General features: G+C 37.1%; 14 protein-coding genes. 5 read left to right on the top strand and 9 right to left on the bottom strand.

Going from position 1 to position 17,191, the window contains the following annotated elements:
• Window positions 1–63: 63 nt before the first annotated feature.
• The 4 genes from E0E32_RS06420 to E0E32_RS06435 all read left to right on the top strand — a co-directional run bounded on the left by E0E32_RS06420 (window position 64) and on the right by E0E32_RS06435 (window position 3,044).
• On the top strand, window positions 64–645 hold the full coding sequence (locus E0E32_RS06420; protein WP_066189519.1) for a DUF6431 domain-containing protein: 582 nt from the start codon (window positions 64–66) through the stop codon (window positions 643–645).
• A gap of 86 nt (window positions 646–731) precedes the next feature.
• Entirely contained in the window at window positions 732–2,000 is a 1,269-nt protein-coding gene (locus E0E32_RS06425) for a TnsB C-terminal domain-containing protein (protein ID WP_066189521.1), read from the top strand.
• Window positions 1,993–2,793 (top strand): ExeA family protein, encoded by an 801-nt coding sequence (locus E0E32_RS06430; RefSeq protein WP_066189525.1) that lies wholly within the window; start codon window positions 1,993–1,995, stop codon window positions 2,791–2,793. The genes E0E32_RS06425 and E0E32_RS06430 overlap by 8 nt, the downstream gene beginning before the upstream one ends.
• Window positions 2,790–3,044, top strand: a complete 255-nt coding sequence (locus tag E0E32_RS06435) for a DUF5348 domain-containing protein (RefSeq protein ID WP_066189527.1) — start codon at window positions 2,790–2,792, stop codon at window positions 3,042–3,044. The genes E0E32_RS06430 and E0E32_RS06435 overlap by 4 nt, the downstream gene beginning before the upstream one ends.
• Window positions 3,045–3,127: 83 nt before the next feature.
• Here the strand turns inward: E0E32_RS06435 and E0E32_RS06440 are convergent, their stop codons facing one another.
• From E0E32_RS06440 to E0E32_RS06465, 6 genes are all read right to left on the bottom strand, one after another.
• Entirely contained in the window at window positions 3,128–4,159 is a 1,032-nt protein-coding gene (locus E0E32_RS06440) for a cache domain-containing protein (protein ID WP_130859314.1), read from the bottom strand.
• Between the two features lie 291 nt (window positions 4,160–4,450).
• Complete coding sequence (locus tag E0E32_RS06445) at window positions 4,451–5,857, bottom strand: sulfatase family protein (RefSeq protein ID WP_434059207.1); 1,407 nt, start codon at window positions 5,855–5,857, stop codon at window positions 4,451–4,453.
• 86 nt (window positions 5,858–5,943) lie between these two features.
• Window positions 5,944–7,431, bottom strand: coding sequence for a sulfatase family protein (locus E0E32_RS06450; protein WP_286171763.1), 1,488 nt, complete (start codon window positions 7,429–7,431; stop codon window positions 5,944–5,946).
• Window positions 7,432–7,656: 225 nt separating this feature from the next.
• Window positions 7,657–9,015, bottom strand: coding sequence for a sulfatase family protein (locus E0E32_RS06455; protein ID WP_130859316.1), 1,359 nt, complete (start codon window positions 9,013–9,015; stop codon window positions 7,657–7,659).
• 97 nt (window positions 9,016–9,112) lie between these two features.
• Complete coding sequence (locus E0E32_RS06460) at window positions 9,113–10,735, bottom strand: extracellular solute-binding protein (RefSeq protein ID WP_130859317.1); 1,623 nt, start codon at window positions 10,733–10,735, stop codon at window positions 9,113–9,115.
• Window positions 10,736–11,359: 624 nt separating this feature from the next.
• Window positions 11,360–13,081, bottom strand: a complete 1,722-nt coding sequence (locus E0E32_RS06465; RefSeq protein WP_066188209.1) for a phospho-sugar mutase — start codon at window positions 13,079–13,081, stop codon at window positions 11,360–11,362.
• A 138-nt stretch (window positions 13,082–13,219) separates the two neighbouring features.
• Here E0E32_RS06465 and E0E32_RS06470 point away from each other — a divergent pair, with 138 nt between their 5' ends.
• Complete coding sequence (locus E0E32_RS06470) at window positions 13,220–14,311, top strand: AI-2E family transporter (protein ID WP_350308620.1); 1,092 nt, start codon at window positions 13,220–13,222, stop codon at window positions 14,309–14,311.
• Window positions 14,312–14,442: 131 nt separating this feature from the next.
• On the opposite strand, the gene E0E32_RS06475 is transcribed toward E0E32_RS06470, so the two are convergent.
• From E0E32_RS06475 to dctP, 3 genes are all read right to left on the bottom strand, one after another.
• Entirely contained in the window at window positions 14,443–14,964 is a 522-nt protein-coding gene (locus E0E32_RS06475; RefSeq protein WP_066188213.1) for a GNAT family N-acetyltransferase, read from the bottom strand.
• A 199-nt stretch (window positions 14,965–15,163) separates the two neighbouring features.
• Window positions 15,164–15,895 carry a hypothetical protein gene (locus E0E32_RS06480; protein WP_130859318.1) on the bottom strand — a complete coding sequence of 244 codons (732 nt, stop codon included), beginning with the start codon at window positions 15,893–15,895 and terminating at the stop codon, window positions 15,164–15,166.
• 155 nt (window positions 15,896–16,050) lie between these two features.
• Window positions 16,051–17,142, bottom strand: coding sequence for a TRAP transporter substrate-binding protein DctP (gene dctP, locus E0E32_RS06485; protein WP_066188217.1), 1,092 nt, complete (start codon window positions 17,140–17,142; stop codon window positions 16,051–16,053).
• Window positions 17,143–17,191: the final 49 nt, after the last annotated feature.

The raw sequence follows: 17,191 nt of genomic DNA on the forward strand, positions 1-17,191 counted from the left end.
ATTACTGTACTTTCCTGAAGTAATATGCTAAATTTTTTGCATATTATAAGGGGGAGTTTTTTAATGATTTTTTTACACGACTTTGGAATTGGGATAGAAGAATATGAGAAGAAAGGAAAAAAGAATAACTTTCCGTTATTTAAATGGTGCCCAAATTGCCAAGCAATTGCTTATGGAAACTTGCACAGACATGGTTATTATTGGAGATACGGAATAAACCAGGAAGAGGAACTACACATTCCTATATGTCGTTTCAGGTGTTTGGTTTGTCAAGTAACGATCTCTATTTTACCGAGTTTCTTAATTCCCTATTTTCAACATACATTGGATACCATGATGGAAAGATTAAGCAGTGTGCTTAAGGGAGAGAAAGTAAAAGGAAGTCGCCAGCAATTAGAACAACATCTGAAACGTTTTTATGAAAGCATCCATTGGACCCATAGCTTTTTTACAGACGCAGGATATCAATTGGGTTTCACGAAGGATATAAAAAAAGAAGCCCAAAAATACGTGACAATGATCCAAGATTTTGGCGAATCAACCTCCTTCTTCCGAAGGAGCTGGGGTCATTTATCATCCTATTTTATGGGCAAATTAATTCTACCATATTTACCACCAAAAAAGAATACTATTCATCCCACATAGACTTTTCCTAGCACTGATGGGAAGGACAAAGTAGAATAAAAGCAATGGATAACCGGTTATCCTTCTATAAAAAGGAGGAAAAGTTCATGAATGAAAAAACACGGGAAGAAATTGCTTTATTTCGTTATGGATTGATTGCCCCACTTTTGAATGGACAAGTAAAGCCAAAGGATTATTTGAAAGAAATGGAAGGGAAAATGCATACGATTCCTTATTATGGGGAACGAAAGGTTGCAGCCAAGACAATGCAAGAATGGCATCTGCATTACCGAAGGAATGGATTTGATGCATTAAAGCCTAAAAGGCGTTCTGATCGAGGGGGCGCCAGAAGATTATCTCCGGATGACAAAGATCATATACTAGAAACACGAAAAAAATTTCTCCATATGCCTGTTAGTGTTTTCTACGAACAACTAATAGGAAATGGAGAAATCAACAAAAATCAAATCTCTTACTCTACTATAAACCGATTACTAAAAAAACACAAGATGGCAGGAAGGAATTATATTCATTATCATCCAGAGAAAGAACGAAAACGCTTTGCGCATGATAAAGTCAATGTACTATGGCAGGCAGATTTATCACACGGCCCTTATGTCCCGGTTAATGGAAAAATGAAGAAAACGTTTCTTATTGCTTATATTGATGATTGTTCGAGATTGGTACCGTATGGACAATTTTTCTCTTCTGAGAAATTTGATGGTTTAAGAGAAGTGACCAAAGAGGCATTCATACGCAGAGGAAAGCCAAACATCATTTATGCAGATAATGGAAAGATCTATCGGTCAGAAACGCTACAGTATGCATGTGCCCAATTAGGAATTACCTTAGCTCATACGCAACCCTACGATCCTAAAAGCAAAGGGAAAATAGAAAGGTTATTTAAGACGATACAAACGCGTTTTTATCCACTACTTCAAACCAATCCAGCTACCTCTTTGGAGGAATTAAATGAGAGATTCTGGTGTTGGCTCGAAGAGGATTATCATCGGAGAGTACACGCTTCCTTAGAAGGAAAAACGCCACATGAAGTATTCCAATCGCAGCTAGATCGAATCAGCTTTTTAGAGGACCTCTCTATTTTAGAAACCATCTTTTTAAGACGGGTAGAGAGAAAAGTAAAGCAAGATGGAACGATTACATTGGACAAGCAGTTATATGAAGTTCCTTCGGAATATATTGGTCAGCGAATTGAAGTTCGTATGGATGAACAACATGTTTATGTATTTGAGGACGGAAAAAAGGCAGCTGAAGCCAGAGCGGTCACCATCCACGATAACGCCCATATCAAACGTGGACCATCGCCGTTTTCTCTCTCTGAAGCAAGGCAGGAGGAGGGAAAGGATCATGTATAAAACATACTATTCCTTAGCAAAGGAAGCCTTTACCAAGGAAGCAACAGCAACAAATGCCTTCCAATCGACGAGTTATCAAGAGGCAATGAATGGTCTTGGGTATTTACAAAAGTCTAAAGGAATTGGGTTGTTGATAGGTGACCCTGGTGCTGGGAAGACGTACACCTTACGAGCCTTTAAGAATTCACTTAACCCAGCCTTATACCATGTCGTCTATTTTCCGTTGTCCACCGGAGGGGTGATGGATTTCTACCGGGGGCTAGCATACGGACTAGGAGAAGAACCTAAGTTTCGTAAAGTAGATTTATTTCGTCAGATTCAACAAGGAATTGAACGGATGGAGCAGGAGCGTAAAATAACGCCCATATTTATTTTAGATGAAATGCATATGGCAAAAGATGCTTTTTTACAGGACTTAGCTATTCTTTTCAATTTCCAAATGGATTCGTCGAATCCATTTATTCTGATACTAGCTGGTCTGCCGCATTTGAAAACGCGGCTCCATTTGAATCACCATCGCCCGTTGGCTCAACGAATTATTATGAGATACCAATTCCAGCCATTGAATAAAGAAGACGTTACTGCTTATATGGAGCATCAGTTAAAACTGGCAGGGGCAAAGATGCCGATTTTTACAGAGACAGGTTTAGAAGCTATCGCTTTACGTTCGCAAGGATGGCCACGCATCATTAACACATTAGCTTCAAATTGTCTTCTGTATGGAGCGCAGTTAAAAAAACAACAAATTGATGAAGAGATTGTTCGTATGGCAACAGAGGAAAGTGGCCTATGATGCGGCAAGGAATCATGATATTTGATTTACAGGGATGGAAGATCTGGATTGGCCAGCAAGACTATGAAACATTTGAAGGAATGGCTTTTGAATTACGTATTCAAAAGCATTATTTCAAAGCATATTTAGGAAAAGAAGATCAAGAGTGGTATGTGATATTAGATGAAGATGTAGCATTTAATTTACGTGTATTCGAGGTTTACAAAGTTCGTATAGAATACATAGATATCACATCAGGAAATGCCTCTTAAAAGGGGCATTTTTTCTGGAATAGTATCTGAAATAATTTTACAAAGTTTTTTCAAATCGGAAATTAAATGAATAAACGAGCACATTACTCCAGATTTCTCCCTGATATAAAATGGAAAAGGATGTCTGAATTAATGTGGTAGTTTACAATAATATCCGCCATTTTTTTTATTGGTTTAAAATTTTTAAATGCTAAATAGATGGTAAGTATAGAGGCAACAATAGCAATTAGTAATAATACTAAAAACATAAATGTCTTAAATTCTGATACTTTACTAAAAAATTGTTGTGTAGGTAACGCCATAATATAAGACCAATTACTCAATTCAGATTCCACTTTTACTACAGAATGCGTAATATCGTTAACATCTATTTCTTGAATACTAGAATGATCATTGATTATTTTTTCTAATTGATAAGAGGTAAATAAAGAATCATTATTAGAATATGTTGACACTAATTGGTTATTTTGATCAAATACTAATACACTGCCTTCATAACTGCCTAAAGTATTATAAATCATTCTCTCTAAAAAAGCGCTTTCTAATTTCATAAGAACAACTCCATAATTTTCCGTTGCTCTGGAAACCAGAGGATAAAAAAAAGTAGAATCTAAGCCTAATACTTCTTCCTTTGATACGATACTAGGATATTGAATCATTTCCATATTATTCGAAAAAGAATGCCATGATGTATTTTGTGCGTTTGAATATAGTTCAACAAAAGTATCTACTGGCATACGACCATCGCTAGAAGTGATTGTTTCTTCATTTAGATAATACAAGTATATATCATCAATAATGACACTACTTTGCTTATACTTGTATAATCCGTCGATAGCTTCTGGAAGGAACTCAAGTTTGTTAACTCGATAAGGAGTTAATCGAGCATCCATTGCAATGAGAGCTCCAATATTATTTAATTCACTTATACGCGCATCCATAATATTTTTTATATTGTTAAGATTGTTAATATTTGATATTTCAATTTCTTCTCTCAGACTATTAACAGAACTATTATAAAAAAACAAAGATATGATGGAGAAAGGAATGATAAAAATAAGAAAATAGGTTATCACATAGAGAAATTGTAGTCGATTAGTCATTAAAAATTTCATTATTATTGTTCCTCCTCGCGTATTAAGTTTTTACGTATTTTTCTCATCTTTCATTCCTTACTTCATTATATATCACAATCCATATGTGTGACTTTTATATTTTTTAATAGAGGATGATCATCTAATTCCTTAAATTTGTGACATATATAAAATGACCACCCAATACCTCTGTTATTACTTAGAAGTAACTATTCTAATCTCGTTCAGTAGTTAATCTTCTAGCTTTGGGTCTTTTTGTATCCTTAACGTTCATTCAACTTATATAACAACCTAGATTGCTTTTATTTTGTGTTAGTCAAAATCGCAAACTTTTTTCTTTAATAAAAATAATTCCTTTTTCAATTCCTTGACCGTTTCTTGATATTGAGGGTGATGATAAACATTATTAAGTTCAGAAGGATCTTTTTCCAAATCAAACAATTCCCATTCTGGTTCTTTTGGATCATCATAAGAACCTGGAACATTTAAACTTTTACCATAATAGTAAATTAGCTTATGAGTATGAGTACGCACACCAAAATGCGCACCTACTTTATGTGGGTCACTCATATGTTCCCAATAACGATAGTACATTGACTGTTGCCAATCCGCCGGGTTCTTTCCTTCCAAAATTGGTCTTAGGCTTGTCCCTTGCATATCCGTTGGAGCTTCTACTTCTGCATAGTCAAGAAACGTTTGCGCAAAATCTACATTCAACGCAAAAGAACTGGTAGAACTATTCGCCTTAACCATTTTTGGATATCTCACCAAAAATGGCATTCTAAGTGATTCTTCATACATAAATCGTTTATCATACCAGCCATGGTCTCCTAGGAAAAAGCCTTGATCAGAAGTATAAATAACGATGGTGTTGTCTGTTATTCCTTCTGTGTCCAAATAATCAAGCATCCTACCCACGTTATCATCAATTGAAGCAACACAACGCAAATAGTCTTTAATATATCTTTGATAATACCAACTTTTTAATGCCTCAGGAGACAAATCATTAGGTGGATCCATTTTTACGTCTCGTTTTTGTAAATCTCTATCAACCCGCATCACTGCTTCAAAAGCAGCTAATGAGCGGTTTTGATAATCATCATGAAAAGTTTCTGGTTCTTGAATATCAATATCTTCATAAAGGTTCTTGTATTTTTCATCTGGTTTCCATGGTCGATGTGGTGCTTTATGATGGCACATTAAGAAAAAAGGTTTGTTATTATCTCTTTTATTCATCCAGTCCAAGCTTAGATCGGTTATAATATCTGTAACGTATCCCGGATAACTCTTTGTCTCTCCCATCTCTATCATATCTGGATTATTGTAATCTCCTTGATCAGGTAGTATGTTCCAATAATCAAATCCTGTTGGATCACTATTTTTTCCATGCCCTAAATGCCATTTACCAATCATAGCTGTTTGATATCCATTACCCTGTAAAACCTTAGCAACATGCTGTTGACGAGTATCCATTGGTTCCCAAAGTGTCCTGACTCCATTTTCATGATTATATTTTCCAGTCAGAATGGACGCACGACTTGGAGCACAAATAGAATTTGTACAAAAACAGTTATCAAATCTAATACCTTCCTTTGCAATACGGTCAATATAGGGTGTTTCATTGATGCGACTTCCATATGCGCTGATTGCATGTGCAGCATGATCATCACTCATGATAAATAAAATATTAGGTTGTTTCTGTTCGATCAAAAGAATCACCTTTCTTTTTTGTTCCAATTATTGTAATTTTGTGATTAACCATTAATTTTCAAATTATTTTACCATTTATGGATTTATTTGATTACTTAGCTTGATGTTAACCAATGTAATCCCGGCCACGGATCTGCCTCCGTATTTTTCTGTGGTGCACCAGGAGTACTCCTTCCTTCGGTTATAAATTTGGTTAATAAAGAGACTAACTCTTCAACCTTATCTGGATGTTCCCTCACTATATTTCTTTTCTCTTGGATATCTGTTTCTAAATCATATAACTGGAATTCCGGATCCATCTCCGATTCTTCCCCTGGCCTTGGATAACTCCAGCCACCTGAGCCTGGGCATAGCTCCAATTTCCACCGACCTTGACGAATGGAAAATGAACCATTGATAGAATGATGAACAATTGCTTCATGTAATGGCCCGCGTTGTTTTCCCTTCCAGAAAAGTAAATGACTTCTGCTGTCCACCCCTTCATTCTCCTGTAGTGAGTAGCCAATAACCTCTGCTACTGTTGCCATAAAGTCCGCCAAACAAACGGGCTCATCTGTTTGCGTATTAGGTGTAATTTCTTCCGGCCACCTGATCAGTAATGGGATACGGTGACCACCTTCATAAATATCAGCTTTATGACCACGAAACACATAGCTTGGGTTGTGTCCATATCTAGCTAGTTCTTGGTAATTAACATGTGGAGCACAACCATTATCACTTGTAAATATCACTATTGTATTCTCTGATATTCCTTTATCATCTAGCTTTTGTAAAACTTGCCCTACGATGTCATCTGTCATTAATACAAAGTCTCCATAGGCATTAGTACCAGATTTTCCTTGGAAATCAGAACTTGGAAGAATTGGTGTGTGTGGAGAAGTTAATGGGAAATAGACAAAAAACGGGTTGTCTTCACTCACACGATCAATATAGTCTAGCACCTTAGTGGTTATATGCGGTAAGACTTCGTCATGCTTGAAATCTGGGGCTGTATGCCCTTCACGCCACCAGCCGTAAGTAGATTCTTCTTCACTTTGAGAAGTGATGCGGTCAGGCACCTGTGTTACTCGATCATTTTCAATATAAACATAAGGTGGCATGTCCAGTGAAGCACTAATACCGTAATAATAATCAAACCCAAATGCAGTAGGTCCGTTTTCAATCGGCTGTGTAAAGTCAATATCACTATAACCAGGTCCAGTTTTCGTCCAGTCCATACCTAAATGCCACTTTCCCATACAAGCAGTTTGATAGTTATATTTTTGAAGCATAGAAGCCACTGTTAGGCGATCCTCTTCCATCAAATGCGGGCTGTACCCTCCAACAACTCCTTCTTTCAAGCTAGAACGCCAATTATACCGTCCTGTTAGTATGCTATAACGAGACGGAGTGCACACTGCAGACGTCGCATGAGCGTCCGTATAAGAGATTCCTTCAGCAGCAATCCGATCCAAATTCGGTGTTTTCCATTGAGCGTTCTCATTCAAACATGATAGGTCTCCATACCCCATATCATCTGCCAAAATATAAATAATATTAGGCTGTTTCTTACTACTATTATTTCTTTTATTAGCATTTATCACATTCATTCCTCCAGCGTATGAGTCTCACCATAATAATTAATATTAAAAACATTATTACTATTTGCATGGTCTTCTTTTTAGTAAGATAATTCGATTTTGCTATTGGTTCAGTGAAACGCAAAAAGATAAGATAGCTGATGTGAAAATAAACGTTTTTTTCTATATAGTGACTTTTATCTTTATTACAAGCGAAAAATGCACATCAGGCATCTAATTGATAACTTATTATGATAAATCTTCTTTAACTAATGGATCTGATACTTGCTTTTGCCATTCTTGAAGTTTACCCAATAAGTCTTCCAATCTTTGTTTTTGCGACTTGTCATTGGAAAGGTCATTCATTTCCCATGGATCATTTTCAAGATCAAAAAGTTGCATACATGTTGTACCAGCGTCATGTTGCTTAGATCGATCATATTTTATCAATTTCCAACGTTCATCTCGAATCATTCGCTGTACATCTGTATAAACAGCAAAAACCGTCCTCCTTATATAATCTTTTTGCCCAGTCAGTAGTGGCACTAAGCTTTGACCTTCAATGTTTTCCGGAGGTGTTATCTCTGCTAAATCACAAATGGTTGGAAAAATATCATATTGGCACGCCAAACTATCTACTGTTTTACCTTTAGGAATATGTTTACCATTGATTATAAATGGAATGTGAAGGCTGTGCTCATACATATTCTGTTTCGCCATTAGACCATGTTGTCCAACCGCAAGTCCATGATCTGACGTATAAACAATCAATGTGTCCTGTGCCAATCCATTATTAGATAGTGCTTGCAACACCTTACCGATTTGCTGATCAAGATGGCTAATCATTCCATAATATTCTGCAATATGTTTGCGAATCTCCTTGGGCGTACGGGGAAAAGACGCAAGTGCTTCTCCCCGAATATTTATAGCACCAATATCGAAAGGATGCTGACCCATGAAATTTTCAGGAAGTGTAATATCATCAGGATCATACATTTCCTTATATGTCTTTGGAGGTGTACGAGGATCATGTGGAGCCGTTAATGCCACATATAGAAAAAAAGGTTCTTCTTTTTGATAATTATCAATAAATTGAATTGCTTCTTCACAAAATAAATTGGTAGAAAAACGCTCTTCGAAATAGCAATTCTCTTCAGGATAATTTCCCGTTGGATCAAAATCATGTACAGGCACTTTATCATGATCACTCATTCCCCGAAACATAATTTTACTCCCACTAGTAAATCCTTCTGCAAAACTGTTTTTATCATTATGCCATTTCCCTATGGCATGTGTGTGGTATCCTGATTCCCTCATTACTTTTGGAAAAGAAGTCAATTCGGGATTCAATACTTGTAGATTTGGATAGTCTTCTACTTTATTACTGGCAGAAGCACGAAAAGGATTTACGCCTGTATGAAGTGCAGCTCTACTTGGCACACAAACAGCTCCAGTCAAGCCATTCATTGTATACATTTTATTAAATGCAACACCATTTGTCGCTAATGCATCCAGATTGGGCGTTTCTACTTCTGTATTTCCGGATGCACCAATGGCGTCATAACGATGATCATCAGCTATAATAAATAAAATATTTGGTTTACTCATGTGTACTCCTCTCTACGTAATCGTACTAATAGTTGAGCTAATCATTTTTCATTACATTTCTCTATCTATCTTAAAACTTTATAATTAAGATGGAATATTAACTATCAACCCATCGGTCGTATGCTTCCTGGTGAATTTGTACATATTGATCAATATTCATATTTTCAATCGTTTTAATATATGACTCCCAACTAGAAAATGGTTCTACTCCTGTAATAAATTTTGCTTCCATTTGTCTAACATAAGATTCCAAGTCAACTTCAACCGTGTTTACTTTTTCTTGTTCTTCTGTTGTTAAATAAACAAGAGGAAATGGAATTTCTGCAAACGGTTCTATTTTTGTTTCGGTTTCTTCTCGTTCAAATTTTTGATAATCAGATTCTGGAATGCCTCTAATAGGTGCTTTGAAAGTGGGAGCGGAAATCCCAAAATCAGGTGATATGGTTCCACGATATTCTTCTAATGTGTCAAACCCATCTGGTGGATCAAGAAGTACTTTTTCTCCACCTTCTTCATCAGCCCATTCCCAAATGTGACCTTCTGGACCTTGCCCCAGAAATTCCATTCCTTCTTGTGAATAGAACCAATCTACCCAACGAATGGAGGCTTCTGGATATTCATTACTACTAGAAAGGGAAAAAGCTCCTCTCGAAATTCCTGGATTACGAGGTAATAAAGGCTCGTTCGTATATTCACTCGTTAATGGGTAAAGCATAGGATTATTCAAAGCTTCCTCTTCTGTCTCACCGGTAACGAAGAATGAGGACCAAGCCTTAAACACGCCTAATCTATTATCTTGTCCACTTGCCTTTCGCTGTTCTTCAGACTGAGTAAATGTTTCAGGATCCAACAAGTTTTCTTCATAAAGCTTATTCATATACTCTAGATAAGCTTTATAATTTTCTGTAATAGGAGTATATCTCACGTCACCATTAACTTCTTCAATTCCCCACTCTTTTAAGCCGAATGCACCTAAAAACCACAAACGAATACCATCCATTTTAACATCTGTTAATGGGATTTCATCTAATTCCCCATTATCATTTGGATCTTCATCCCTAAAGCGAACTAATAATTCATAGAACTCATCCGTGGTACTTGGTAATTCATCGACTTCTAACGCTTCTAACCAACGTCCATTAAACCATAGTGGATTACTTCCCCAAATAGCAGTTACTTCTTCACTTACTCTAGGTAACGAATAAATATGTCCATCAGCAGTAGTTACCGATTTTTTAATATCTGGATTTTCATCGAACATCTTTTGAATATTTGGTGCGTATTCTTCAATTAATCCTTCTAAAGGTAGTAAATCACCCTGTTCTCCGTAATCAGCTTCCATTCCGGGTGTTAAATTATCCGTTCCTGCCCCATAAATAATATCTGCAATATCACGACTTGCAAATGTTAAATTTAATTTGGTGGCAAAATCACTCATTGGTGGTGTATCAAAATTAAAATTAATATTAGTCATTCCTGCATATTCTTGCAAGATAAGCATATCTTTCCACTCGGCTTGTCCCGTAGATGGCGCCATCATAGATAAGGTGATTTCATCATCTACAATAGGAAAGTCTTCCTTATTTACTGTAATTTCCTCACTGCTCGCGGTATTATCATTTTCTCCAATTTCTTCATTATTTGATTGTTCTGAATTACAAGCAGATAATAACAACATGAAAATAGCTATTGTAAATAAGAACTGAAATGTACTTTTCATTTTTAAATTCAAACCCCTTTTAAGATATTTTTATTTAGACTTATTGGTATAGACTTGTAACATTTCGATTTAAATACAGATTTTTCCTTATTATAGTTCAACATTCTTTCCTCCTCTCCATGAGATCACCCTAATTGTATTCGCTTACAAAAATACTTACAATATGTTATTTTTGCGGAGGTTCATATACAACACAGGCCAGCAACAAAATAACTATGCATACCTATAATAAATAAATAACATCATTTTATAAATGTGTTAATTTTAATACACTATGCGATTTTTGCAAACTAAAAAAGAGAGATAATAAGCAAGTATATAGCAAACCAAAATTCCTCTGTTCTTTAAAGCTAGCGTTAATAATGAAGTAGCAGGATAAAAAATCATCTAGATTTTGGCCTTTTAAAGTAAAGATCAGCTTGCTATGATAGTTTCTTTGGTTTGTCGAAGTGATGCAGGAAGCCTTAAAGTAAGCTGTCATATTTTTCGCAGAACGTTATGTGCTATTAAATCATAGACCACATACCCGAAGGAAATATATTTTGTTTGTTTTAAAGTAAAGAATTTTTATATGCAAAGGAAAACCCACGACATCCTATCGTGGGTTTTTCTTGTGAATTATTCTTATTTCTCATCAATAACTCGATCAATTCTTACACTAACTTCTTCTTGTATTTGCTTTAACAGCTGTTCACTTTCTTCTTTGCTATCCGACTTGACTGCAAAATAACTTTTCATCTTTGGCTCCGTTCCTGATGGACGGAAACATACCCATGCGTCCTGTTCTAACAAAAATTTCACGACATTGGCCTGAGGTAAATCAATGGTTGTCACTTCACCTGATCGGATTTGTGTTCGTTGGCTGCTATGAAAATCTTCAACTGCTATAACTTCTAACCCCGCTAATTGTTCAAATGGCTGCCGACGAACGTCCTCCATTATCGATTCAATTTGCGCAGCACCATCTTTCCCTTTTAGCGTCAATGCTTGTAATTCTTCCTGATAATAGCCGTGACGTTGATACAAAGCCTCCAAGGCAGTTAAGAGTGTTTCACCCTTCAGTTTCCAATAATTCGCCATTTCACAAGCAGCCACCGCAATTTGAACAGCATCCTTGTCACGAACAAAATCACCAATCAAATAACCATAACTCTCTTCATAGCCAAACAAAAAGTGTCTGATATCTGTCTCAAACTCTTTGATCTTCTCTCCAATATACTTAAAGCCGGTCAAGGTATTCACTGTTTCAACTTGATAATAATCAGCAATTGCTCGCCCTAATTCCGTAGTTACCACCGTTTTTATAAATACACCGTTTTCTCGTTGAGGAGCACTCAATTGAGACAGGGTATAATCCAATAACAAGGCACCCAGCTGATTACCTGTCAACACTTGGTAGCCTCCATCTTGTCGTCGGACGGCAACCCCCAATCGATCAGCATCGGGATCAGCACCAATTAAAATATCTGCACCAATCAGTTTACCTTGTTCCATTGCCATTTCAAATGCCTGATGCTCTTCTGGATTCGGTGAAGAAACGGTGGAAAAATCCGGATCAGGTTGCGCCTGTTCTTTTACCACGTGTACATTGTTAAACCCAATTTGCTTCAGGCCTCTCATCACCAAATCATGTGCAGTTCCATGCAGAGAAGTAAAGACAATCTGTAACGACTTCTCCTGATCTTGCTTTTGAATCCCCTTTAATTGACGTAAATAAGCCTGATCTACTTGCTCACCTACCCATTCGAGCAATCCGGCTGCTTCTATTTCCTTTTGAGGTTTCACTGGTACTTGCAGTTCATCAGATACAGCATGCACCTCATCAATCAGGGCTGTTGCTTCTTCAGACAACATTTGCCCGCCGTCCTGATTATACACCTTAAATCCATTATATTCTGGCGGATTATGACTAGCTGTAATCATAATTCCAGCTGCAGTATGTAAATAGCGAACCGCAAACGATAATAACGGTGTCGGCCGCAGCGAATCAAAAACAAACGTCTTGATCCCATGAACACCTAGCACTCTGGCTGCTTCAATGGCGAACTCTTGTGACATATAACGTGAATCATAGGCAATAACCACTCCACGCTCCCTTGCATTGTCTCTATATTTCACGATATGGTTTGCCAAGCCCTCTACTGCTTTACGAACCGTATAAATATTCATTCGATTGGTTCCAGGACCTAACATCCCACGCATACCCGCCGTGCCAAAACTTAGGTTCGTATAAAAGGCGTCCTCTAGTTCTTTCTTATGGTTCATCATCTCTGTTAACTGCTGTTTTAACGGTTCCTCCATCTCGTCGAATGCATTCCACTTTTTTACATTGTTTCTCCAGTCCATATGTCATCCTCCTTACATACTTACTATCTACCATAGTAGCATAGTCATTTTCATGTTTCTATTACTAGCTTAGCTGTTAACCCTATCATCCCGGATTCAACCTGTGGTAAAATGCAAATACTAGCTTCCTATGAAAGGATGATGATTGTGTTTGAAAAGAAAATAAATAAAATTCTTTTCACCTTTATTCTTATTTTTGCTTTAATTTACCTGATCTCTATTACCAAGTTTATTTTCGAACCAGTTTCTGCTTATCTGGCGGCCATTGCTGTCCCTATAATCGGAGCAGGGATTATCTTTTATATCTCCAATCCGTTCGTTAATTGGTTAGAAAAGAAGAGAATTCCTCGTTTAGCCGGTATAGGTATTGTTTTTCTACTGGTCATTGCGGTTATTACAGTGATCGTTATGTTTATTGCGCCAATTGTACAACGACAATTCACCAACTTGATTAATAATATTCCAGACATGTTCGATAATGCACAAAAATTATTTGACTTATGGCAAGAAAATCAAAATGTGATCCCTTCACAATTTGATGATACCATTGAAAGTATCACTAATAATTTCAATACATACGCTGAAGCTATCACAACAGGAATTATCGGAACGATTGGGAGCATATTCGGTTTTGTATTCTCGATTTTTCTGATCCCGTTCTTCTTATTTTTTATGCTTAAGGACGGTCATAAGTTTGTGCCTTTTGTATCACAATTTTTAAGTCCTGCTAAAGCAAAAAGCTTTCGCACTTTGAGTGATAATGTCAATCACACGCTGGCTTCCTTTATTCAAGGACAATTCATCGTAAGTTTATGTGTAGGGATTATGCTTTATATTGGATATTCGTTCATCGGCTTACGTTATTCCCTTTCTTTAGCACTCTTTGGACTGGTTATGAATTTCGTCCCTTTTATTGGACCTTTTCTTTCAGCGATCCCAGCTATCATCGTGGGTTTCTTCCAAGAACCAATCTTGGCAGTATGGGCAACGGTTGTTATGGTGATAGCTCAACAAATTGAAAGTAATATTATTTCGCCTAATGTCATGGGGAAGAAATTATCGATCCATCCACTTACCGTTATCACTTTGATTTTGGCGGCTGGTGGTATTGCAGGATTTATTGGAGTGCTATTTATTATCCCTGCTTATGCAGTTGTCAAGACAACGATTAGTCATTTTTATCACGAATGGAAGAAAAAACAGCCGGAAGAGGATCCGGATTTGTTTTAAAAGAAGGAGGTTAAGGTTACTGTGGCTTTACGCCAGCAATTGGCGAAAGCCCTGTTACCTTAATGTTAGAAGAGCTTGGCTTTGCGCCAAGCATCCATCATACAAGTCCGCTGGTGCTCGTTCTATACTATCTAATTGTTTAATTCTTTTACCATCACATAATTTGTTTGCTCTTCGTCACCTATATAAATCGAATAGGTGCCTCTTGCTTCAAAGCCCATCTTCTTATGGAAATCGATGGCATTTTTATTCTTGCGCCAAATACCAAGCCATATTTCCTTTTTCTGATGTTCTATTGCTGTATCAATTCCTGTAAAAAGCAACTCTTTTCCTAAACCTTGTTCATGAAAAAGGCTTCTTACATAGATTCGTTCAATCTCCATGGCATCTTCTCCAACTTGATAAGTCTGTGCATCTCCTTGATTTAATTTTATATAGCCTGCTAAGACGTCGTCTACATATTGGAATAAAAAGATTGAAGATGGGTTGGATAATTCTATTTTTAGTTGGTCCAGGTTGAAGGCTTGTTCTAAATATTCATTCATATTTTCCGGTGTGTTTAAGTGGCTGTATGTCTCATTGTACGTGTCCGTTCCAATTTGCTGCAACAATTGCAGGTCATCTAACGTACACCTTCTGATAGTCGTTTTCACAGCATCATCTCCTTAGCAAAAAATGTGAAAGTACCTTGATTTTAGTATATTAGCAAATACTCTATAAGTCAATGAAAACGAATTCAGTTTTGTTTTCATGATGGACATAAAGGCTGTCAACGACTTATAAAAATTGATTAGAAAAACGATGGCTTTCGCTTATGATTCATGCGATAAGCCATGTTTTTTAATAGCAGTATTATCCTTGATTAACCGCAATTTCCAAGGCAGTTAATGGATCCGGTACTTTCTCATCAATCATATAAACAGTGCTTCCCTTTTGCCATTTGATGGTTGTTTGTGGGTGCTCATTGAAAGCATTTATTTCTATAATACCACGTTGATCTGGCGCGGGTAGATAGTTATCCTCTAAGTAGTCAACAACCGCTTTTGCCAGGGCTTCATCATCCTCATAATTTGCTACCATATAGGATGGATCTGTCGGAGCATCGACCTCGATTAACCATTTTCCTTCATTCCATGAAATATAAGTGTGTCCAGCAGCCCCTTCGGCAAATCCTTCTATACCATGCCCTAGGTTTATATTGGTGTCCTCCACTTCACGATATGATTCTAGACCTAGCCTGTTAACTGCCTTTTCCTCACTTGCATAGCTTGTTTCGTGTATTTGCTCTTCCTTAGAGGAATCCTGACTATCTGGTTCTGTGTTCGCTTCATTATCAGATACTTTCGCCTGTTCTTCACTACTTTCTTTCTGGTTATCATTAGGTTCGTTTTCTTCCTCATGGTCTGTTGCTTGAGTATCATCTGTATTTGCCTGTTCATTATTTTGTTCTTTTGCGTTATCTTGTTCCGATTCTGGTGATGGCGTAGTTTCTGTTTCTGATGGTGATGATTCTTCCTGACAGCCCACCATTAGTGCACCTATCCATATTAGCAAAAAGAAACTATACAATGTTTTATTTCTCATACTTCTCACTCCCCATGTCTTTTTTTATTCCCTGCTCATAGAAGATTAAAACAATTTTTTGGGTGATAGATACAGTTTGGAAAGAATGTATCTTATTTTTCACATAGAAAAACCACCTTCAACCAAATAAAGTTAAAGGTGGTTTCGATTATTTATTATTCACCAGTTGCGTCTTCAATTTCTTGTTGCAGTTTATCGAAGAGTTCTGGGTCAATACCCTCGACTTCATCGCGATAGTATTGGTGAACTGGTTCAGCAACTTCGCTAAATTCAGCAATTTGATCTTCTGTCAGCTCAATAACTTCCGTTGGGTTTTCGGTATCATCAACCATGGCATCTAAAGCTTCCTGATTACTGCTTTGCTGCTCTTCGAATACCCAATCTTGCATTTCAGCAACGGTCTCATCAATCACTTCTTTGACACTATCATCAAGTCCATTATACCATTCTGTGTTCACAGTAGTCATCGCCACATAATTATTGTGATTGGAAATCGTTAAGGTATCTTGAACTTCATTAAAGCTGGCTGATTCAATATAAAATAGCGGGTTTTCCTGACCATCCACGGTTTCACGATCTAATGCCGTATACAGTTCACTCTGGCTCATGGATTGAACAGTTGCACCATAAGCTGCATACGATTCACGCATTAACGGTGATTCCTGCACACGTGTGTTAAGTCCTTCCCAGTCAGAAGGTGATTCAATTCCTACATTACTTGTCCAAGCCATCGCTCCCTCTGTCCAGAAGGAAAGTGGCGTAATACTATGCTCTTCATATTTAGCACGCAAATCCTCGTTTAGTGCTTCACTATCAGTCAAAATTTGCTGTACTTGTTCTTGATCAGATGGAAAGAAATAGTGTAAAGAGAAAATTTGACCATCCGGTACTTGCCCACCTGTAAAACCTGGAGACATGACCGCAAATTCTACGGCACCCTGCTGTAGCATTTGTGCTTGGTCTACCTCACTACCTAGTCCGCCATATTCAATAGGTTCAATGGTGATTGCACCATCTGTTTTCTCACTAATACGATCAGCAAACTCAGCGGTATACTCATACTGCACTTCACCTGGTACCTCTTCAGAAACAAAACGCCATTCTTGTTCTGCGAATTCACCATCTGCAGTTTCTCCTCCACCATCATCTGAGCCGGAATCATCTCCACCACACGCTGCTAAAACAAAGCTAAGCGCTAAGATAGAGACAAACATGAATAAAAGCTTCTTGTTAAAAATAATAATCATTACCCCCTAAAGATTTTATATAAAACGGGAGAAAACCCGCCTTATTAAT

Origin of the sequence: Gracilibacillus phocaeensis, assembly GCF_900626275.1 — a bacterium.
Lineage (GTDB): Bacteria > Bacillota > Bacilli > Bacillales > Amphibacillaceae > Gracilibacillus > Gracilibacillus timonensis.